This window comes from Streptomyces sp. Je 1-332 (assembly GCF_040730185.1).
In the GTDB taxonomy this organism is placed as follows: domain Bacteria; phylum Actinomycetota; class Actinomycetes; order Streptomycetales; family Streptomycetaceae; genus Streptomyces.
In genome coordinates, this window is sequence record NZ_CP160402.1 from 5,788,904 (window position 1) to 5,807,935 (window position 19,032).

Below are 19,032 nucleotides of genomic sequence, written 5' to 3' on the forward strand. Positions count from 1 at the left end.
TCACGTGTCCCCCCGCCCCGTCCAACGGCGATGGAACTGGCGGAATCGCAGCACTCCCTCGTCGTCGGCGGTGTTGATCGAACCGTCGGTTTCCTCGGCGTCCCGGTAGATGCGCAGATCCGCCCGGGTCCCCCACCAGTGCTGGAGCCGGTACCCCCAGAAGACCGGGGAAGAGCCGAGCAGACCACCGGCGCGCGGTACGACGGTCCAGCCGTGCATCGTGGTCCGCCCCTGCGCCACCGGTGTCACGGCGAGCAGCTCGTGTGCCACCGGGCGGTCGTTCAGCTCGAAGGTGAGGACCTGGTAGGAGGGCGTCGAACGCAGGTGCAGACACAGTCGGCCCAGACCGCCCGGCCGCCGGTCCAGCGGAGCCGGCAGGGTGATCGCGTCCGTGGTGATGCGCGCGGCGATCGTGTGCGGTTCCTTTTCGGCGTCCCAGGTGAGCCGCAGACCGTCGGCGATCCCGTGGACCACAGGAAAGTGCGGTACGTCGAATCCGTTTTCCAGCACCCGGCGTGCCGGTGCGGGGGTGTCGAAGGCGAACCGGTAGCGCCGGTGGGCCGGTGAGTTCCTGTCCAGATGGGGGAAGTCCGGCGGCGGGTACTCGGCTTCCGGCGAGCCCACCCAGGTCCAGACGTAGCCGAGCCCTTCCCAGGAGGGATGGACCCGGGCCGAGGCACCCTTGGGCACCCTCCGGGTGGCGGGGGCGGCCACGCACATCCCGTCACTGTCGAACCGCCAGTGGTGGAACGTGCACCGCAGCTCTCCGTCCACCACCCGGCCCAACTCCAGAGCGGCCCCCTGATGGGGACAGAAGCGGTCCATCACGACGGCCGCGCCGTCTCCCGCGCGCCAGAGCACCACCTCCCGCCCGGCCACCACGGCGGCCCTGGGCCGCCGCCCCACGCGGCTGGAACGCCCCGCCACATACCAACCGCGCGCCAGATCGCGGGGCGGTTCGAGATCGAGGGGAGGCTGCCCTCGTACCGGCGCGAGACTCATCGGCCGACCTTTCCGTCTCCCGCGGCGCGGTCGACCCATGACTGGTAGTAGCGACGGAACCGGAGCAACCCGTTGTCGTAGCGCACGTAGACCGTGGGCTGGGCGTTGCGGGTGGAGTCGTAGACGGGTACGTCCTGGAAGGTGCCCGCGCGGTTCTGGACCCAGAACAGGACGTAGTTGAAGAGGGTGCGGTACCAGCGTCCGGTGCGGCGCACCCCCGCCCAGCCGACCTGGCGGGTGACCCGGTCGCCCTCGGGGACGATGCCCATGATCACCTTGTAGACCTCGGTGCCGTCCACGTACGCCGTGAAGCGCTGGCCGCCCGGCCACCCGTCGACCAGCAGCTGCATGTGGCGGCCCATCGCGAACGTGGAGACGACACCGGTCACCCAGCCCAGAGGTGAGCGGCGTAGCGGCGGCCGCCACGGCCGGCCGGAGAACCAGACGCCGAACCAGGCGTCGTCCCGTGTCAGCGGCGGGCCGTTGTCCGCGGCCTCGGACTGTTCGGCCAGCACACGGAACTCCACCCCGTCCAGAGACAGTCCGTGCAGAGCGCTGAAGTGCTGGTGGTCGACCGCGTTCTCCAGCAGCTGGCGGATCGTCCCGGTGGTCGCGTCGTCGTAGTAGAAGCCGAGGTAGCGACGGGGCCTGTCGGTCAGCGCCGGGAACTCCGGGAGTTCGAAGAGGGGTTCGGCGGTGCCGTACCAGACCCAGATGAACCCGTACGCCTCGCGGGTGGGGTAGGACCGGGTCCGGGCCGTCGTCGGGATGCGTGAGAGACCGGGGATGGCGGAGCAGACCCCGTCCCCGTCGAACCGCCAGTGGTGGAAGGGGCAGCGCAGTTCGCCTTTGACGACGTCCCCGAGGCCCAGGTTGGCGCCCTGGTGCGGGCAGTGCGCGGCCACGCAGCGCGCCGCTCCCTTCCGGTCGCGCCACAGCACGACCTCGCGCCCGAACAACCGCACCCGGTGCGGCCCCTTGCCCAGCTGGGAGCTCTTGATCGCGGCATACCAGGACGCGGCGATGTTCGCCCCGGCGGGATTCGGCGGAGCAGCCGAGGCGGGGACGGTGTGCACGTCCTCCTGGGAGCCGTCCGCGCCGATCATGCCGCCGCCCGGCCGTGAACCACCTGCGCCGCCCAGCGAAGCATCGCCGCGCGCTCGCCGAACCCGTCGAGCTCCGCCACTGCCTGCGTGATCAGTCCGCGCACCCGCTCGCGTGCCGCCTCCACCCCCACCAGCCGGGGATACGTCCACTTGCCCGCGGCCCGGTCCTGGCCGACTTCCTTGCCGAATTCGTCGAAACTCGATGTCTCGTCGAGAATGTCGTCGACGATCTGATAGGCGAGTCCGAGGTTTCGCGCATATGTGGTGAGGTGGGCTATGTCGTCCTTCGACGCCCCTCCCCAGATCGCCCCGGTGACCACGGACGCCTCGATGAGCGCGCCGGTCTTCTTGATGTGCATCTCCTCCACGGTCAACGGGTCGACATGGTCGCGGCCCTGGGAGTGGAGATCGATCGCCTGACCGCCGGACAGCCCGGACGGGCCGACCACCTCGATCAGTTTGGCCATGACGCTCAGCAGTCTTTCCGGATGCGGCGAGTCGGAGTTCTGGAGAATGAACTCCAGTGCGTAGGCGAGCAGCGCGTCGCCCGCCAGGAGCGCCATACCCTCACCGAACACCCGGTGGTTGGAAGGGCTGCCGCGGCGGAAGTCGTCGTCGTCCATGGCCGGCAGGTCGTCATGGATGAGCGAAGCCGTATGCAGCATTTCCAGGCCGCAGGCGGTGGGAAGCGCGACCGAGACGTCGGAGTCGAATATCTGGTAGGTCAACAGACACAGAGTCGGACGGATGCGCTTTCCATCCGCCAGCAGCGAATAGGCCATGGCCTCGCGCAGCCGAGGCGGCTCCACCGGGTCGATGGAGGAGCGCAGTCTTTCGTTGACCTGGCGACGGAACTCTTCCATCGGAACCGGAAAGTCTGTTTCTGCTTGGGTGTTGTCAATCGCGAAAGACACGAACGTTCACTCTCCCCGTGGATACGCCGAACGGGCCATCGAGCACATGGGGACGGCGATGGCGCCGATTCGCGGCGACGAATTAGAGACTGACGGCGGGTTCCAGGCGCCCATCGCATTCATCCGGGCTGCGGAAGTGCTGCGTTCGGTTCGCCAGGGCCTTCGTGCGGAGACTGCAGAGATGACGACAGGTGGATCGCGGTGCGTCAGTGGATCCGGTCAGATCGTCCGTACCCGCGCGTCCGCGCCGGGCATCGTCGTGGACAGCGGGCTGCCGGCCACGCTCATGCGCTTCAGCCAGCGGTCCGTACCGTCGAACCGCGGTGAGAACGCCCGACGGCCGTGCACGGCGCGGTAGTTGTCCACGATCAGCACGTCGCCCCGGCCGACGACCACGTCCTGCTGGGCGCGAGTGAGCTCGTCGACGATCGCCTCCAGTGCCTCGGCGGCCTCGCCGTCGTCGGCCACGGCGGTTGTGTACGGTGCGTCGATCCGCAGACTGGGGGAGTCGGGGTCACCGAAGAGGATGGCGGCCGGCTCCGGGTTCTCGTACATCTCGCGCGCACGCCGGAGCATTTCGCTGTCCGGGGCGAACCTGGCCAGTTGACGCAGGTGCTCCAGGTCGGGGCGGATGAGGAAGCGTCGCTCGTGGAGCACGGACCGGTGGTGCTCGGTCAGCCGCACGTCGTTGACCGTGCCGATCGTGGTCGGCACCCGGTCGGGGTTCCTGATGCCCAGGAGCGCCAGATAGCGGCATCTGTCCTGGTGGAAGCCGTCCTCGGTGTGCCAGTCCAGAGCGACTGAACCATGGCCGCTCTGCTCCTCGCGGTCGCTCTCGACCGGTACGAGGTTCTGCACCATCCGACCGCGCTGGATGGTCGGCCAGGCGAAGACCTCGCCCAGACTGGCGGCCAGCAGGGCCAGCTGCGCCTCCTCGAGTGCCTGGCTTCCGGAGTCGAGGGCTTCCTGCCAGGAAAGCGGTGTGGGCCCGCACCGGTCAGGGTCGACGCGCACCCCTGTGATGCGCAGTGCGCACAGCGAGGAGGAGTCCTTGAATTCATTCAGTACCGAGCGAATCGACGTCGGTATTCGATGAATGTGTTCTTCCAGGCCTTCATAGAAAAAGTGCTTCGAGGGAGGCCCCTGAGCGGCCACAGCTGTCTGGGCCGCCGCGCACAAAGCATCGGCCTCTCCCGCCGACAGAACGCATCCCAGAACAGACGGAGAGTGCCCTAATAAGACGTCCATTGCGAGTCCCCCGTGGTTGGTCGGACAAGATCGAAGCCGCGAAGAGCAGTGGCGGCGGCGTTCGTAGCAAATGAAGCGAATCCGTACTTCATGTCTTGCGAGCAAGCCTGGACGGTGCGGATCATGATGGTACACCATGTTCATCACCCGTTCAGGTGAAGATCTACTGAACGGGCCTCCCTGGCAACCTAGTTGAGCGTCCACGGGTCTGACGCACTGTGCGGGGCTCGGCTCTAGGAGACTGGATTGAGCATGCGGCGAAATCTCAGGCTGGCGGCTTCTCAACGCGCCAAACGGTTGTTGGCTTCGGCCGTCACTCAAGTGGCGCCACCCATTCGACGCGGCATCGAGGCCGCCCTCACCGAGGGCATGCACGGCCCCATCCTCGGGTCCTCCCTGAAGCAGCAACTCCAGGCGGCTCCAGTTAGGTTGACGGCTCGTTACCTCTCCTTCGCGGTGAAACGCGCCCGCCTTGCGGCACTCGCTCCGGAACCCAGCGGGGGCGATCTATCCGGACATTTGGCGAGGCTTCGGGATGCAGGGATCGAAAAGGCCCTGAATCGCCTGTGTGCTCGCATCCCCGATGGCGGCCGCGCCCAGCGGGATGTCACGGAACTCGCCGAGGTGGAATTCGCCGTCCGCGCGGGCGAGGCGAAACCGGAACAACTGCGTCGACTAATGGAGTTGGCCCCCAGTGAACTGCGCATCGTCCGCGATCTCGGCCGGCCCTGGGACCGCGACGGTGACGAGGGGCTCCGTGCGGCGCTGCGCCCGGCCGAGACCCTGGCGTACGTCGCGTGGGACCTGAAGCAGTACGCCTCTGCCACCGAACCGATCAAACGCACCAACATCTACGCTGCCTTCGTCGAGGCCTACGGCGACACGGCTGCCGACCGCGTACGTGAAGAAGTCGCCTACTTCGAGGCGCAGTTCGAGCAGGGGCTGTGTTCAGTCGGCGTGCAGGACCGGGAGCGACTCACACGTGCGTTCACGCTCAACTGTGCCCCGCTCCGGGACGTCTTCCCGGACCCGGACGCCGACCGGCACGAGGACAAGGACGCGGTCGAGGGAGTCTCCAGCGCCGTCGTCCTGTTCGGCCTGCTGTGTGCCCTGGGATGGCTGGTGGCCTACGTGGCGATCGTCTACCGGGGATTCGCCGACCAGACGTACGGTGTGCCACTCGCCGCCTTCTTCGCCAATCTCACCTGGGAGTTCGCCTACGGCTTCCTCCTGGACCCGTTGGGCGACTACTTCCACACCGCGAGCATCGCCGGCTTCCTGGTCGACGTGGTCATCGCCTGGCAGGTGTGGAAGTACGGTGCCGCGCAGTTCCCGAACAGCACACTCGGGCGCTATTTCCGGCCACTTTTCGGGGTGTGCGTGGCCGCCGCCCTTTCGGTCAACTACCACGCGTTCATCGACCTGGCGGACCCCGACGGGGAGTACACCGGATTCGGCATCAACCTCATGATGTCCATCCTGTACCTCAAGATGCTGGAGGACCGCGGCTCGCCCGCGGGCCAGTCGATGTACATCGCCGTCGGCAAATGGTTCGGCACGCTGTGTGCCTGGATCGCCACGGCCCTCACCGTCACCACCTCACCGCAGCGGACCTGGCCCACCAGCTGGTCCGAGTTCACGCGGAAGTCGCTGGGCCATCGCTCGTACCCGCTGACGCCGTTGATCAATGTCATGTACGCCTGGACGTTCCTGCTCGACGTCGCGTACTGCGTGCTGCTCCACCGCTCCCTCAAGGCCGCCGGTATGTCGCCTTGGCGCCGGCTCTGAGCATCTCCGCTCCGCAGCGGGGCCGCGGTCCGCGCTCGCACGTCAGGAAGGAGAGGTGGTGAACGTGCCCAGCCAACAGGACGCCGACCACGCCGTGACCGGCGCCGCAGCCGGGGCCGCCCCCCGGCATCTCCTCGGATCCGCGGCCGCTGCGCTGGCGCTCGCCGCACTGACCGCGCTGGTGGCGTCCGGGAGCGACCTCGTCAGCGCGTTCGACGAGAAGGTCCGTGCCGGGGCCGACCGCGCTTTCGGGACGTCGGCCGGCTCCTGGCTCGGCGCCGACGGGCCGGCGGATGCGGTGGGCTCGGCCCTGTTGGGGGCATGCCTGCTCACGGTCCTCGGCGTACTGGTGCACCGTCGCCGGCCCGGCGCCGCACTGTGGGTGCTCGCCGGCCTGACCGTGCAGTTCGCGGCGGAAACGGCACTCGAGACGCTGGTGGGACGGCCCATGCCGCTGTCGGCCGACGGCCCTGCTGCCGACTCCGGGTACAGCTTCCCGTCCGGGCACATGGCCTCCGCGACGCTCCTCGTCCTGGTGCTCCTGGTCGTGCTGCGTACCGGCACGCGAATGTGGTGGTCGTGCCTGGGCCTGGGCTCGGTTCTCGTGGCGGCTGTCGGCGTCTCCCGCGTGCTGGCGGATGCCCACCACGCCACCGACGTCGCGGGCGGCGTCCTCCTGGGGTTCGTGGTCGGCTGCGCGGTCGCCTGGCGTGTCGACGCCGGGCCCCCGCACTCCTCTGGAAGGGAAACCCGATGAACAGCTTGGCCCGCCTGGCGGAGACCCCGTTGTGGAAGGCGGCGGGTATCACCCGGGACTACGTGTCGCGGATGTACTACGTCGTGGACGAAGTACCGCGCAGACAGCGCTTACGTCTGACACCCGTGGTGCTCGCCGTCGAGTACCTGGTCTATCGAGTCGACTCGCTGGCCGAACGCAACACGGAGGTGGACCTCGACGCCGAACGCAACAGCGACTACGAGACGTTCCACACGTACAAGAAGGCTTTCGAGAAGGTCTTGCGGTTCGTCGGAGCATGGAACGACGATGTGGCCTTCCTGGTCGACGAGGCGGAGCGGTTCATCCGCCTGGAGAACGCCGCCACGTCGCGCGGCACCACCACCCGTCAGGACGCCATCGCCCTGGTCGAACTGCGGCCCACCGACGTACGCCTGCTGCGCGCCATGACCTTCGCCCTGCGCGGACGGTCGATGGACCCCGCGACCCGGGACCTGCTCTGGCCGGTGGAAGTGCTCGCGGACATCGCGAACGATCTCGGCCACTACGAACAGGACGTCGCCTCGGGCACCCTGAACGTCTTCGCCGTCTTCGTGAAGCTCTACGGCGACACGGCCGCCGCCGAGCTGCGCCGCGAGGTCGACCGGTACGAGTCGATGTTCCTGGATCGTCTCTCCGCTCTGCCACCCGAGCGGCACGCGCAGGTCGCGGAGGTGTGCCGACGCCGTTATGCGGCGGCCGTGCGGCCGTATCCCCGGACGATCACCCAGCCTCAGGACCTCGCGTCCCCTCCCCGGCCCGCCGCTACGAGCCCGCGCAAGAAGGCCGCCGTCGGCACGGCCCTGGCCGTCGGCTTGCTCGCCGCAGCGGCGTACGGCCGCGGCCGGTCCCGGCCCTCGCGCACCCCTTCATCGCTTCGCAAGACGAGAGGACACACCGCATGAGCAGCGCGATGCGCCCCACCCCCGTCATGTTCAACCCGCTCTCCGAGGGGTTCATGGAGGACCCGCACCCCCATTACGCCGAGGTGCGGCGCAACGCGCCGGTGCATGAACACCCGGGCGGCTTCTGGATGGTCTCCCGGCACGAGGACGTGGAGGAGCTGCTGCGCGCGGAGCACTCCGTCGACAAACGCAACGCCCAGGGTTCCGGCGGTTCCGCCCGCGCCCCGCGCCTCAAGGGCCTTGCGCTGATCGACCAGGACCCCCCGCACCACACCAGGTTGCGCAAACTCGTCTCCCAGGCGTTCACCCCCCGGTCGATGAGCGGCATCGAACTGGTCGTACACGACCTGGTCGACAAGGCCCTGGACGATCTGGGGGCCGCCGGGGGCGGCGACCTGGTCGGAGCGCTCGCGTTCCCCCTGCCGTTCGCCGTGATCACCCGGATCCTGGGGATGCCGGAGATCGACACCGCACGCCTGCGCGAGCTGACCGGCCTGCTGGTGCGGCTGGGCGAGCCAGGTGGCGGCTCGCGCGCGAAGGAGGACATCGAAGCTGCCGACGCCGAGATGGTCGAGCTCGTCTCCGACGCGATCTTCCGCAAGCACCAAGATCGCGGCGATGACCTGCTCACTGCCCTCATCGACGCCGAGGACGACGGTGACCGGCTCAGCCACGACGAACTGGTCGCCCAGGTCGCCATGCTCTACGTCGCCGGATACGAGACGACCGTCAACCTGCTCTCGGGCGGGATACTCGCGCTGCTGCGCAACCCCGACCAGCTCGGACTCCTGCGGGCCACGCCCGAGCTCGACCGGAACGCGATCGAGGAGCTACTGCGCTACGAACCTCCGGTGCACCTCGCCCGACGCATCACCCTGCGCCCCCACCGTGTGGGCGAGCACGAGATTCCGGCCGGCTCGGTCGTCCTGGCAAGCCTGGCGGGGGCCAACCGCGACGAGGACTTCTGGGGCCCGGACGCCGACCAGCTGCGGTTGGACCGCGAGAACGCACGCCGCCATGTCTCCTTCGGCGGCGGCGCCCACTACTGCATCGGAGGGATGCTCGCCCGTATCCAGGGAAGGATCGCCGTCGGGGGACTGGTCCGCCGCTTCCCCGGCCTGGAACAGGCGGGGGAGGTCCGCTGGAACGGCCTTCTGAGCCTGCGCGGGGCCACTCACCTTCCCGTCCACGTCTGACCGTCGTACGCGGCGCGGGCCTCCGGGGCAGCGGAACTCCGGAACCGCGAATGCTCCTACAGCCGTGACGCCTTCAGGACCATGTGCAGCAGCAGGCGGTCCTCGCCGTCGTCCAGGTCGAGGCCCGTGAGCTGCTCCACGCGTGAGAGGCGGTAGTAGAGCGTCTGGCGGTGGATTCCCAACTCCGCTGCCGTGCGGCCCGCCTGGCCCGCGCAGTCGAGGAACACCTCGGCGGTGCGGGCGAGTTCGCGGTGCGCGGGGGAGAGGAGTGCGCGGGCCACCGGGTCCTCGGCGGCCTCGGCGGGCAGCGAGGTGAGCAGGCGGTAGGGGCCCACGTCCGCCCACTGGGCCACGGGGGCGAAGCGGGGTTCGGCGCGGGCCGCGCGGGCCGCCGTCGACGCCTCCCACCAGGCGGCGCCGAGCTCGTCCAGGCCGTGCCGGGCGTTCGCGATACCCGCCGCCGCGTCGGGCGCCGGCTCCAGGAGCCGGGTGGCCGCCGACACCGCCGGGGTGAGGACGTCCGCCGAGCGCAGCCGGACCAGGACCGCGAGGCTCTGGCCCGCCGTGCCCCAGGGCACCGTGCACAGGGCCGTCGCCCCCTGCACCGTACGGACCGAAGGGGCGGAATCGGGGTCCGCGGAGGGCCAGGGGGCCACGCAGACCACGGCGTGCAGGCCCTCGCCGCGGGGGCCCAGTGCCGTGCGCAGATCGGCCACCGCCATGTCCCGCTGCCAGCCGCGCTCGGCGGTCAGGACCGCCCGGAACTCCCGGGTCAGGTCGGCGCCCGCCTGCGCCTCGTCGGCGAGCAGGGCGCCGATGCGGGCGGCGACCTCCATGGCGGCGGCCAGCTGGGCGTCCGTCGGCCCGGGGTCGTCGTCCAGGAGCCATACGTAACCCAGGGCGAACCCCCGATGCCGTACGGGAAGGCAGATCCGCCCGCGGTGCACTCCCGCCTCCGGGGTGGGCGGGATGCGGACCGGGGCCGTGGCGCGCGTGATGCCGAAGCTCTCGAACCACGTGCGGACCCCGGCCGTGGAGCGGCGCGTGAGGATCGAGCGGGTGCGCACGGGGTCCAGGGCCGCCGCGTCGAAGTCGCTGTCGCCGCTGTCGTGCGCGCCGAAGGCGATCAGCTCGAAATCGCGGTTCTCCAGCGTCGCGGGGGCGCCGAGCAGGGCTGAGATCTCGTCGACCAGTTCCTGGTAATCGCCTTTCACGCTGTCCATTCTGACGTAGTTCGCCCCCGCCTTCAGACAGATGTCTGAGATCCAGGGCACGGATGCGTGACAGCTGTCGATGGCACGGGATCGGAGGGATCCTTAGGTTTCAGGGTGGTTCTCCGTGCCGTACCGCTGCGTTTCGCATATCCAGGTACGGCCCTGTTTCTACTCTCCGTGGAGGTGCCCGTGCTGGGTCCCGTGATCCTCGCCGCGTCGCGCAGCGACCAGATGCGCCGTTTCGTGTCGGCGGCCCCGGGCACCAAGCAGGTCGTCGGCCGCTTCATCGCCGGTGAGACCGTGGACCAGGTCGTGCCGATCATCACGGACGCCGCCGACAAGGGCCTCGAGGTCACCCTCGACGTCGTCGGCGAGGACATCACCACGCCCGAGCAGGCCGCCGCCGCGCGCGACGCCTACCTGGAGCTCGTCGAGCGCCTCAAGGACCTCGGCCTCGGGGCCAGGGCCGAGATGTCCGTGAAGCTGTCCATGTTCGGCCAGGCACTCGAAGGCGGCCACGAGCTCGCCCTCGCCAACGTCCGCCCGGTCGTCATCGCCGCCGCCCAGATCGGCACCACGGTCACCCTGGACGCCGAGGACCACACCACCCTCGACTCGATGTTCGCCATCCACGAGGAGCTGCGGAAGGACTTCCCGCAGACCGGCTGCGTCATCCAGTCCTACCTCTTCCGCACCGAGGACGACGCCCGCCGCCTGGCCGCCGCGGGCAGCCGCGTACGCATCGTGAAGGGCGCCTACAAGGAGCCCGCCGAGGTCGCGTACCAGGACAAGGCGGAGATCGACAAGGCGTACGTCCGGATCATGCGCATCCTCATGGAGGGCGACGGGTACCCGATGATCGGGTCCCACGACCCGCGTCTGATCTCCATCGCCCAGGAGCTCGCACGGCGCGCGGGGCGCAAACTGGACGAGTACGAGTTCCAGATGCTGTACGGCATCCGCAGCGACGAGCACCTGCGGCTCGCGGCCGAGGGCCACCGGATGCGCGTCTACACCGCCTACGGCACCGACTGGTACGGATACTTCATGCGCCGCCTCGCGGAGAAGCCGGCCAACCTGCTCTTCTTCGCCCGCTCCATCCTCACCAAGGGCTGAGCTCTCCTTCCCGACTTCCCCCGACCCCCATAAGGAGAACGGAACTCATGGACGCCGTCACCCAGGTCCCCGCGCCGGTCAACGAGCCGGTGCACGGCTACGCACCCGGATCCCCGGAGCGTGCACGCCTCGAGACCAAGCTCAAGGAGCTCTCCGAGAACCCCATCGAGCTGCCGATGACCATCGGTGGCGTCAAGCGCCTCGGTGGCGGTGAGCCCTTCCAGGTCGTGCAGCCGCACAACCACAAGTCCGTCATCGGCAACGGCCGCGGCGCCACCCAGCAGGACGCCCAGGACGCGATCGACGCGGCCCTCGCCGCCGCCCCGGCCTGGCGCGCGATGTCCTTCGACGACCGCGCCGCGATCATCCTGCGCGCCGCCGAGCTGCTCTCCACGACGTGGCGCGAGACGCTCGCCGCCTCGACGATGCTCGGCCAGTCGAAGACCGCCCAGCAGGCCGAGATCGACACCCCCTGCGAGCTCATCGACTTCTGGCGCTTCAACGTCAAGTACGCCCGTGACCTGCTCGCCGAGCAGCCCCCGGCGAACGCGACCGGCGTCTGGAACCGTCTGGACCACCGCCCGCTCGAGGGCTTCGTCTACGCGATCACGCCGTTCAACTTCACCGCCATCGCGGGCAACCTCCCCACCGCCCCGGCCCTCATGGGCAACGTGGTCGTGTGGAAGCCGTCCCCGACGCAGACGCACGCCGCCGTGCTGCTCATGCAGCTCCTGGAGGAGGCCGGTCTGCCCAAGGGCGTCATCAACCTCGTCACGGGTGACGGCATCGCCGTCTCCGAGGTGGCCCTGACCCACCGCGACCTGGCGGGCATCCACTTCACCGGCTCGACCCCGACCTTCCAGCACCTGTGGAAGACGGTCGGCGAGAACATCGCCAACTACCGCACGTACCCGCGCCTGGTCGGCGAGACCGGCGGCAAGGACTTCGTCGTCGCGCACCCCAGCGCCGACCGCGCGGTCCTCAAGACGGCCCTGACCCGTGGCTCCTTCGAGTTCCAGGGCCAGAAGTGCAGCGCCTCCTCGCGTGCGTACGTCCCCGCCTCGATCTGGAACTCCGGCTTCAAGGAGGAGTTCGCGGCCGAGGTCGACGGCATCAAGATGGGCGACGTCACGGACCTCTCCAACTTCATCGGAGCGGTCATCGACGAGCGCGCGTTCGCCAAGAACAAGGCGGCCATCGACCGCGCCAAGGCGGACGACACCTGCACGATCGTCGCGGGCGGCACGTACGACGACTCGGTCGGCTACTTCGTCCGTCCGACCGTCGTCGAGTGCACGGACCCGGCCAACGAGGTCTTCACGACCGAGTACTTCGGCCCGTTCCTCGCGATCCACGTCTACGAGGACGACAAGTATGAGGAGATGCTGGCCCAGATGGAGTCGGCGTCGGACTACGCCCTCACCGGCTCGGTCATCGCGAACGACCGCGCCGCCGCGGCGGACACGATGGAGAAGCTCCGCTACGCGGCGGGCAACTTCTACATCAACGACAAGTCCACCGGCGCCGTCGTCGGCCAGCAGCCCTTCGGCGGCGGCCGTTCCTCCGGCACCTGTGACAAGGCGGGCGCCCCGCAGAACCTGCAGCGCTGGACGCTGACCCGCGCCATCAAGGAGACGCTGGTCTCGCCGACGGACTACGCGTACCCGCACATGGGCTGACGCCCCCCGGGCTGTGACGCCCCCCTGGAACCCCGCCTCCGACCTGGGCCCCACCCCGGTCGGGGGCGGTGTTGTCTCCCGGTTGGTCTGCCTCCAGCCGGGACGGCCATGCCGGCGAGGCCCCGCCCCGCAGACGAAGCGGTTCCGCCCGGCATCAGGCGCCCGCGGGTGAGGTGGTGCTCGACGCCGCTGTGATCACCTCGTCCAGCACGTCTCTGGCCCGCAGCAGCTCCTCCACCATGCCGTCGATACGCGCCCGCTCCACCGAGAGCTCCTCCACCAGCCACGGTGTCGCCTTCTCGGAAGGGCCGCCGTCCTGGTCCCGCATACAGGGCAGCAGTTGCCCGATCTTCGCGCTGCGCAGGCCCGCCGCGAACAGCTCCTGGATGTGCACGACCCGGTCCACCGCCGCCTCCGGGTAGTCGCGGTGGCCGCCCGCCGTGCGGTCCGCGTGCAGCAGGCCCTGCTCCTCGTAGTAGCGCAGGGACCGCTCGCTCACAGCGGTACGCTTCGCCAGCTCGCCGATCCTCATGTCCCGCGTCCCTCCGCACTTGAATCTGACACCGGTGTCAGCTTCTACCGTTCCGGCATGACGAACACTTCGCTTCTCGCACCGTATTCCGCCGGCCCCCTCGGTTACCTCCCCAACCGCATCGTGATGGCCCCGATGACCCGCGCCCGCGCCGCGGAGGACGGCACCCCGCTGGCCGTCGTCGCCGACCACTACGCCCAGCGTGCGAGCGCCGGACTCATCGTCACCGAGGGCATCTGGCCCAGCAGCCGGGGCCAGAGCGGCTGGCGCTACCCCGGTCTGGAGACCGACGCGCACGTCGCGGGCTGGCGGCGGGTGACCGAGGCCGTGCACGCCGCCGGCGGCCGGATCTACGCCCAGCTGATGCACGGCGGCCGCAACGGCCACCCGCTGGCCCGCATCGACGGCGACCTGCCGCTCGCTCCCTCGGCCGTGACCCCGCCCGGCCACGCGCACGGCCCGGACGGCGCCAAGCCCGACTATGTCGCCCCGCGCGAGATGACCCGTGACGACATCCGCACGGCGGTCCAGGACTTCGTGGCCGCCGCCCGCAACGCCGTCGCGGCCGGTTTCGACGGGGTCGAACTGCACGGCGCCAACAGCTACTTGATCCACCAGTTCCTCGCCGACAACACCAACCTCCGTGATGACGAGTACGGCAGGGGATCGATCGCCGACCGCATCCGCTTCGCCGTCGAGGTGGTCCGCGCCGTCGCCGACGCCATCGGTGCCGAACGGCTCGGCCTGCGCCTCTCGCCCGGCAACCCGCAGTTCGGCATGGCGGAGGCCGACCCCGCTCCCGTCTACCGTGCGCTCCTCGACGAGATCGACGGGCTCGGCCTCGCCTACCTCCATCTCACCGACAACGCCGACTACCCGGCCCTCGCCGACCTGCGCCCGCGCTGGAGCGGGCTGCTCATCGGCAACGTCGGCGAGAACGGCGACCCGACGACGCGCGAGGCGGGCGAGGCGGTCCTCGCGTCCGGCCTCGCCGACCTCGTCTCCTACGGGCGGGCCTTCATCTCCAACCCCGACCTGCCGGAGCGGCTGGCGACGGGCGCGCCGCTCCAGGAGATCGACCAGGCGCACCTCTACACGAACGGTGCGCGGGGATATACCGACTACCCGTTCCTGGAGCGGGAGTTGGTGGGCTCGGGCTCGGGCTCGGGTCAGATCTCCACCAGCACCTGATCCAGCGATTTCCTTACGAGATCCGGGACTTGGCAGTCCTCGGCCGGATAGCCGACGGGGATCACCGCGAACGCCTTCTCGTTCTCCGGGCGCCCGAGCACCTGCGACAGGAACCGCATCGGGCTCGGCGTGTGGATCAGCGCGGCCAGGCCCGACAGATGCAGTGCGGAGAGCAGCATTCCCACCGCGATGCCGACCGACTCGTCCACGTAGTAGTGCTTGTGCTTGGTGCCGTCCTCGCCCAGCCAGTACCGCTGCTGGAAGACGACGACCAGGGCGGGCGCGTCCGTCAGATGCGGCTTCACCTCGTCCGTGCCGAGCGGACGCAGGGCGGCAAGCCACTCCTCGCCGAGGCGCCCGTCGTACGAGACGCGCTCCTCGTGCTCGGCGGCCTCGCGGATGCGGCGGCGTATCTCCGGGTCCTGGACGAGGACGAACGTCCACGGCTGCTGGTGCGCGCCGGACGGTGCCGTCGCCGCGCACGCGATGGCGTCCCGCACGACCTGCGGGGGCACCGGGTCGGGCGCGAACTGCCGCACCGTGCGCCGCTCCCGCATCCGCGTACGCAACTCCGCTGCCCGCGCGAGGGACTGGGACTCGGGCATGCGCTCGGGGCGGTACGGCACGGAGCGGTAGGGCTCGCCGTGGATGGGGGTCCAGGGCCGTTCTGCGGTCTCGTCAGCCATGCTCACGAGTGTGCCCCGGTCAGCTCCATCCCGTCACGATCAATGAGAGCCCGAGCGTGAATCCGCCACCCAGGAGGGCCAGATACAGCCCGTAGAACCTGCGCAGCCGGTGTACGAGGAATCCGAGGGCCCCGAAGGCGAGACCCACCGTGAGAGTGCGGGAGCCGCGGGAGAGCGCCGACTGTGCCAGCCAGTCCTGCGGTGCGATGTCGGTGCGGCCCGTCTCGCGTGCGTACACCTTGAAGGGGACGCCGTTCCAGGGTTGGTGGCGTACTGCCGCCGCGCCCTCGGTGGCGAGTTCGGCGCGCACCTGCGCGCGCATCCTCTCCGTGGTCAGCGGCTGCGGCAACTGCACGCCGGCGGTGGCCAGTTGGAGCGCGATGAGCCCGCCCGCCAGGCTGCCCGCGAGTGCCGCGAAAGACAGCTTCAGGGCCCGGCGCGGCAGCGCCACGCAGGCGATCCCCAGGAACAGCTCCGGCATCAGCGGCCAGCTCAGTGCCTCCGCGAAGGCCCAGAGGAGGCCCGCGACGAGGCCCCAGCGGGAGGCCGCGACCGCCGCGATCCGCTTGCGCGCGGGGGAGTCGGCGAGGGGTTCCTCCGTCGTACGGCGATGCAGCGCGGCCACCGCGTCGCGGGCCTCCCCGGGGGTGGCGGTAGCGGGTAGCGGCGCACCGATGGTGACCCGCACCAGGGCGGGGCGGAGCCTGCCGTGCTTGGGCAGGAGGCGGTCCGTGCCCGCGATGGCGACCGGGACGACGGGTACGTCCGCCTGCCGGGCGAGGATCAGGGCGCCCTTGTGGAAGGCGCCCAGTTCGCCCTCCCGCGCGCGGGTGCCCTCCGGGAAGAGCACGACGGCTGCGCCCGCGCGCAGGGCGTCCGCCCTGGACAGGAGGTCGTTCATGCCGCCTCCGGTGCGGCGCACGGGGAACCCCGCGGCCAGGCGGCTGCAGATCCGCCTGCGCCAGGGGGAGGCGAACCAGTAGTCGGCGGCGGCGCCTATCGCGGGGGCGTGCCGGGCGTCCAGTGCCGCGAGCAGGGCGGCGGTGTCCGCGTGGGACGAGTGGTTCGCCACGACGACGCAGCCGCCGGGCGGGAGTTGACCACGCCGCTCCACACCTCCGGTGAGGGTGAGCAGGGTCCACCAGAGGGCACGGCGGAGACGGGCCGTGCCCCGCTGCGGGCGTCGGCCCGTAGCGCCGGGCCTCGTACGTACCCTCACAGCGTCACCACCATCGTCACAAGCAGAGCCACCAGCAGCGAATCGATCCGGTCGAGCAGTCCGCCGAACCCCGGCAGCCAGCTCCCGGCGTCCTTCACGCCCGCCTCGCGCTTGACCATCGACTCCAGGAGATCCCCGAGTACGCAGCCGACGAGTACCGCGGCCCACAGCGTGAGGGAGAACGCGCCGACCGCGGCCAGCGCGGCCGCGGTCGCGGCGGCGGCGCCCACGACGCCTGCCCAGGTCTTGTTGGGGGAGAGGGGCGAAAGCGGCCGGGACAGCAGCCCCCTGCGGCCGAGGGCCGTACCCCCGCACCACGCGCCCACGTCCCCGAACGCCACCGCGACGCCCACCGCGACGGCGGTGTCGCCGAGCAGGACGAGCCCGCTCAGCGAGAGAGGAATCCAGAGCAGCCCGAACACGGTCCGGCTCGCCCGCGTGAAGCCCTGCGCGGCGTCCCCGGAACAGAGGGCCACACCGGCGGCGGCGACGAGCAGCGCGCCGGCCGCCCGCAGATCCAGGGCGTCGGGCGCGCCCCAGGCGATCGCAGGTACCACCACGGCGGACACCGCGAGCACGGCCCGCTCACCCCGGGGCAGCCCCGCCATCCGCGCGTACTCACCCACGGCGACCACTCCGAGCCCCGCCGCGAGCGCGAACGCCCCCGCCCGCCCGAGGAGGAACGCCCCGAGAAAGAGCGGCGCGGCCATCGCCCAGGTCCGCCACCGCTTGCGCAGCTCGGCTCGCATCCGCACCCGCGAGGGCAGCGCGGCGACGGCCACCCCACCGACGCCGAGCACCCCGGCCACCACGGGCACCGCGCGCCCGGCGGCCTCCCCGGCGATGAACGCGGCGCTCATCGCGTGCCCCGTGGGGAAGCCGGGGCCGTGCCTAGCGCTGGGCGCAGGCGGGCGAGGCGCGGGGGTGCCGTCGGGTTCGATCCCACGCCGCGTGCCTCGGCGACATCGGGCATGACCCGCCCTGCGACGTCCCCGCCGTTCAAGGCCGCGCTCATCGCTGCCCCTCCGACTGGGCCTGACCCAACTCCCGCCACAGCCGGGCCAGTCGCAGCCCCGCCGTGAGCATCGAACCCGCGGCGAGCACCACGAGCACCGGAACGACCCAGCCGGAGGCCGCCGCGAGGATCACGAGGGCGCAGCGTTCCGTCTTGCCGAGCGGGCCGCCGTTCAGGCGGGGTGCGCCCGCCGCCGCGCCCGCGAGCGACACCCAGGACGGGAGCGTCGCCGCGAGGCCCGCCGTCGCCACCAGCCACAGGGGGGCCAGGGTCAGGAAGCCGGCCAGCATGGCCAGGTCGGCCGCCCGGTCACCCAGTTCGTTCAGGAGCGCCCCGCGGCGCGTCGTGCGGCCCGTGTCGCGGGCCAGGGCGCCGTCGAGGTTCGCGAACGCGAGGCGCGCGGCGAGCAGCAGGGCCACCGGGATCGCCGCGAACGGCACCGGCAGCCAGGCCAGCGCCGCCGCCGCGCCCGCCGCGCAGAGCACCCCCGCCACGGAGAGCGTGTCGGGCGACACCTCGCGGCGGGCGAGCGCGCCGCGTACGCCGGACAACCGGTCCGCGTACCAGGGTTTGAGAGCGTAGAGGCCGTTCATGGCACCGACTCTGCCGCCGCCCGGCCGCGGGCAAATCGGCGTGCGTACTCAAGTTCGGCCTGAGTACGGTGGTGGGGTGACCACGTTGCGTACGGCCCACACCTGCGATCTCGACCCCACCGAACTCCGCGCCGGCCGCGCCCTGATGGACGAGGCGTTCGACGGTGACTTCAGCGACGCGGACTGGGACCACGGCCTCGGCGGCGTGCACGCCCTCGTGCACGACGACTCCGGGCTTCTGCTCGCACACGGCTCCGTGGTCCAGCGCCGCATCCTGCACAACGGCCGTTCGCTGCGCGTCGGTTACGTAGAAGCGGTCGCCGTACGCCCGGACCGGCAGCGTGCGGGCCTCGGCGGGCAGGTGATGGGCGCCCTGGAGCGGGTGATCGACCGGGCGTACGCCCTGGGCGCGCTGTCGGCCTCCGACGAGGGGCAGCGGCTCTACCTCGCGCGCGGCTGGCAGGAGTGGAAGGGGGCGGTCGGCGCCCTCGGCCCGGAGGGCGTGCTCCACATGCCGGACGAGGAGCCCCCGCTGCTCCGAGGCGGCGCCGACCTCGACCCGGCGCACGTACTGCTCATCGACTGGCGCGACGGCGACATCTTCTGACCGCCGAGCACCACCGCGCTCACCGGCGAGTTCAGAGCCGCCAAAAGAGGGGTGCGGAGCGAAGCCCGTCTCAGATAGTAGGAAGTCCGAGTAATTGTGGAGACAGACGCTCCGTCCTCGCTTAGCTTTGTAGGAGCCGAACGTCTCGCTCGATCAAGCGAATGGCGGTCGTGAGCCGGAGCCCCACGCAGGCAACCCCTGCTGCTCCCCGCTCCCCGCCTCTGGGGGTCCCCCCACGCCCATTAG

At 70.6% G+C, this 19,032-nt stretch carries 18 protein-coding genes; 8 read left to right on the plus strand and 10 right to left on the minus strand.

Annotated elements, in window-relative coordinates; all coding sequences use genetic code 11:
- The 4 genes from ABXJ52_RS26295 to ABXJ52_RS26310 all read right to left on the minus strand — a co-directional run bounded on the left by ABXJ52_RS26295 (position 1) and on the right by ABXJ52_RS26310 (position 4,036).
- The gene (locus tag ABXJ52_RS26295) at positions 1-1,002 is read right to left on the minus strand and encodes a Rieske 2Fe-2S domain-containing protein (RefSeq protein ID WP_367045134.1); all 1,002 of its coding nucleotides are present in this window, start codon (positions 1,000-1,002) and stop codon (positions 1-3) included.
- Entirely contained in the window at positions 999-2,108 is a 1,110-nt protein-coding gene (locus ABXJ52_RS26300) for a Rieske 2Fe-2S domain-containing protein (protein WP_367045135.1), read from the minus strand. Before ABXJ52_RS26300 ends, ABXJ52_RS26295 begins: the two co-directional genes overlap by 4 nt.
- Entirely contained in the window at positions 2,105-3,022 is a 918-nt protein-coding gene (locus ABXJ52_RS26305; RefSeq protein WP_367045136.1) for a polyprenyl synthetase family protein, read from the minus strand. Before ABXJ52_RS26305 ends, ABXJ52_RS26300 begins: the two co-directional genes overlap by 4 nt.
- Positions 3,023-3,241: 219 nt before the next feature.
- Positions 3,242-4,036 carry a TauD/TfdA family dioxygenase gene (locus tag ABXJ52_RS26310; protein ID WP_367045137.1) on the minus strand — a complete coding sequence of 265 codons (795 nt, stop codon included), beginning with the start codon at positions 4,034-4,036 and terminating at the stop codon, positions 3,242-3,244.
- Between the two features lie 555 nt (positions 4,037-4,591).
- On the opposite strand from ABXJ52_RS26310, the gene ABXJ52_RS26315 reads away from it, so the two are divergent.
- The 4 genes from ABXJ52_RS26315 (at position 4,592) to ABXJ52_RS26330 (ending at position 8,934) form a co-directional block, all read left to right on the plus strand.
- On the plus strand, positions 4,592-6,058 hold the full coding sequence (locus ABXJ52_RS26315) for a hypothetical protein (protein ID WP_367045138.1): 1,467 nt from the start codon (positions 4,592-4,594) through the stop codon (positions 6,056-6,058).
- Positions 6,059-6,122: 64 nt separating this feature from the next.
- Positions 6,123-6,815: a phosphatase PAP2 family protein gene (locus tag ABXJ52_RS26320; protein WP_367045139.1), complete on the plus strand. Its 693-nt coding sequence runs from the start codon at positions 6,123-6,125 to the stop codon at positions 6,813-6,815.
- Positions 6,812-7,738, plus strand: a complete 927-nt coding sequence (locus ABXJ52_RS26325) for a hypothetical protein (RefSeq protein WP_367045140.1) — start codon at positions 6,812-6,814, stop codon at positions 7,736-7,738. Before ABXJ52_RS26320 ends, ABXJ52_RS26325 begins: the two co-directional genes overlap by 4 nt.
- A complete protein-coding gene (locus ABXJ52_RS26330; protein WP_367045141.1) occupies positions 7,735-8,934 on the plus strand; it encodes a cytochrome P450 in 1,200 nt (399 codons plus the stop codon). Before ABXJ52_RS26325 ends, ABXJ52_RS26330 begins: the two co-directional genes overlap by 4 nt.
- 56 nt (positions 8,935-8,990) lie before the next feature.
- Here ABXJ52_RS26330 and ABXJ52_RS26335 read toward each other — a convergent pair whose 3' ends face one another.
- Positions 8,991-10,157 carry a helix-turn-helix domain-containing protein gene (locus tag ABXJ52_RS26335; RefSeq protein WP_367045142.1) on the minus strand — a complete coding sequence of 389 codons (1,167 nt, stop codon included), beginning with the start codon at positions 10,155-10,157 and terminating at the stop codon, positions 8,991-8,993.
- 180 nt (positions 10,158-10,337) lie between these two features.
- Between ABXJ52_RS26335 and ABXJ52_RS26340 the strand changes: the two genes are divergently transcribed.
- Both ABXJ52_RS26340 and pruA read left to right on the plus strand, forming a co-directional pair.
- Entirely contained in the window at positions 10,338-11,264 is a 927-nt protein-coding gene (locus ABXJ52_RS26340) for a proline dehydrogenase family protein (protein WP_367045143.1), read from the plus strand.
- A 47-nt stretch (positions 11,265-11,311) separates the two neighbouring features.
- Positions 11,312-12,943 carry an L-glutamate gamma-semialdehyde dehydrogenase gene (gene pruA / locus ABXJ52_RS26345; RefSeq protein ID WP_367045144.1) on the plus strand — a complete coding sequence of 544 codons (1,632 nt, stop codon included), beginning with the start codon at positions 11,312-11,314 and terminating at the stop codon, positions 12,941-12,943.
- Positions 12,944-13,097: 154 nt separating this feature from the next.
- Here the strand turns inward: pruA and ABXJ52_RS26350 are convergent, their stop codons facing one another.
- Positions 13,098-13,475, minus strand: coding sequence for a MerR family transcriptional regulator (locus ABXJ52_RS26350; RefSeq protein WP_367045145.1), 378 nt, complete (start codon positions 13,473-13,475; stop codon positions 13,098-13,100).
- Positions 13,476-13,532: 57 nt separating this feature from the next.
- Between ABXJ52_RS26350 and ABXJ52_RS26355 the strand changes: the two genes are divergently transcribed.
- Entirely contained in the window at positions 13,533-14,666 is a 1,134-nt protein-coding gene (locus ABXJ52_RS26355; protein ID WP_367045146.1) for an alkene reductase, read from the plus strand.
- On the opposite strand, the gene ABXJ52_RS26360 is transcribed toward ABXJ52_RS26355, so the two are convergent.
- From ABXJ52_RS26360 to ABXJ52_RS26375, 4 genes are all read right to left on the minus strand, one after another.
- Positions 14,645-15,352, minus strand: coding sequence for a nitroreductase family protein (locus ABXJ52_RS26360; protein ID WP_367045147.1), 708 nt, complete (start codon positions 15,350-15,352; stop codon positions 14,645-14,647). The genes ABXJ52_RS26355 and ABXJ52_RS26360 overlap by 22 nt on opposite strands.
- Before the next feature lie 19 nt (positions 15,353-15,371).
- On the minus strand, positions 15,372-16,571 hold the full coding sequence (locus ABXJ52_RS26365; RefSeq protein ID WP_367045148.1) for a lysophospholipid acyltransferase family protein: 1,200 nt from the start codon (positions 16,569-16,571) through the stop codon (positions 15,372-15,374).
- Entirely contained in the window at positions 16,568-17,431 is an 864-nt protein-coding gene (locus tag ABXJ52_RS26370) for a phosphatidate cytidylyltransferase (RefSeq protein WP_367045149.1), read from the minus strand. The genes ABXJ52_RS26365 and ABXJ52_RS26370 overlap by 4 nt, the downstream gene beginning before the upstream one ends.
- 151 nt (positions 17,432-17,582) lie before the next feature.
- Positions 17,583-18,179 (minus strand): CDP-alcohol phosphatidyltransferase family protein, encoded by a 597-nt coding sequence (locus ABXJ52_RS26375; RefSeq protein ID WP_367045150.1) that lies wholly within the window; start codon positions 18,177-18,179, stop codon positions 17,583-17,585.
- Positions 18,180-18,255: 76 nt separating this feature from the next.
- Here ABXJ52_RS26375 and ABXJ52_RS26380 point away from each other — a divergent pair, with 76 nt between their 5' ends.
- On the plus strand, positions 18,256-18,786 hold the full coding sequence (locus ABXJ52_RS26380) for a GNAT family N-acetyltransferase (protein ID WP_367045151.1): 531 nt from the start codon (positions 18,256-18,258) through the stop codon (positions 18,784-18,786).
- Positions 18,787-19,032: the final 246 nt, after the last annotated feature.

What these genes read in the sequence shown, in the direction of transcription:
- ABXJ52_RS26295 (WP_367045134.1), bottom strand. Translation starts at nt 1,002, where the DNA reads ATGAGTCTCGCGCCGGTACGAGGGCAGCCTCCCCTCGATCTCGAACCG.
- ABXJ52_RS26300 (WP_367045135.1), bottom strand. Translation starts at nt 2,108, where the DNA reads ATGATCGGCGCGGACGGCTCCCAGGAGGACGTGCACACCGTCCCCGCC.
- ABXJ52_RS26325 (WP_367045140.1), top strand. Translation starts at nt 6,812, where the DNA reads ATGAACAGCTTGGCCCGCCTGGCGGAGACCCCGTTGTGGAAGGCGGCG.
- ABXJ52_RS26330 (WP_367045141.1), top strand. Translation starts at nt 7,735, where the DNA reads ATGAGCAGCGCGATGCGCCCCACCCCCGTCATGTTCAACCCGCTCTCC.
- ABXJ52_RS26335 (WP_367045142.1), bottom strand. Translation starts at nt 10,157, where the DNA reads ATGGACAGCGTGAAAGGCGATTACCAGGAACTGGTCGACGAGATCTCA.
- pruA (WP_367045144.1), top strand. Translation starts at nt 11,312, where the DNA reads ATGGACGCCGTCACCCAGGTCCCCGCGCCGGTCAACGAGCCGGTGCAC.
- ABXJ52_RS26350 (WP_367045145.1), bottom strand. Translation starts at nt 13,475, where the DNA reads ATGAGGATCGGCGAGCTGGCGAAGCGTACCGCTGTGAGCGAGCGGTCC.
- ABXJ52_RS26355 (WP_367045146.1), top strand. Translation starts at nt 13,533, where the DNA reads ATGACGAACACTTCGCTTCTCGCACCGTATTCCGCCGGCCCCCTCGGT.
- ABXJ52_RS26360 (WP_367045147.1), bottom strand. Translation starts at nt 15,352, where the DNA reads ATGGCTGACGAGACCGCAGAACGGCCCTGGACCCCCATCCACGGCGAG.
- ABXJ52_RS26370 (WP_367045149.1), bottom strand. Translation starts at nt 17,431, where the DNA reads ATGAGCGCCGCGTTCATCGCCGGGGAGGCCGCCGGGCGCGCGGTGCCC.
- ABXJ52_RS26375 (WP_367045150.1), bottom strand. Translation starts at nt 18,179, where the DNA reads ATGAACGGCCTCTACGCTCTCAAACCCTGGTACGCGGACCGGTTGTCC.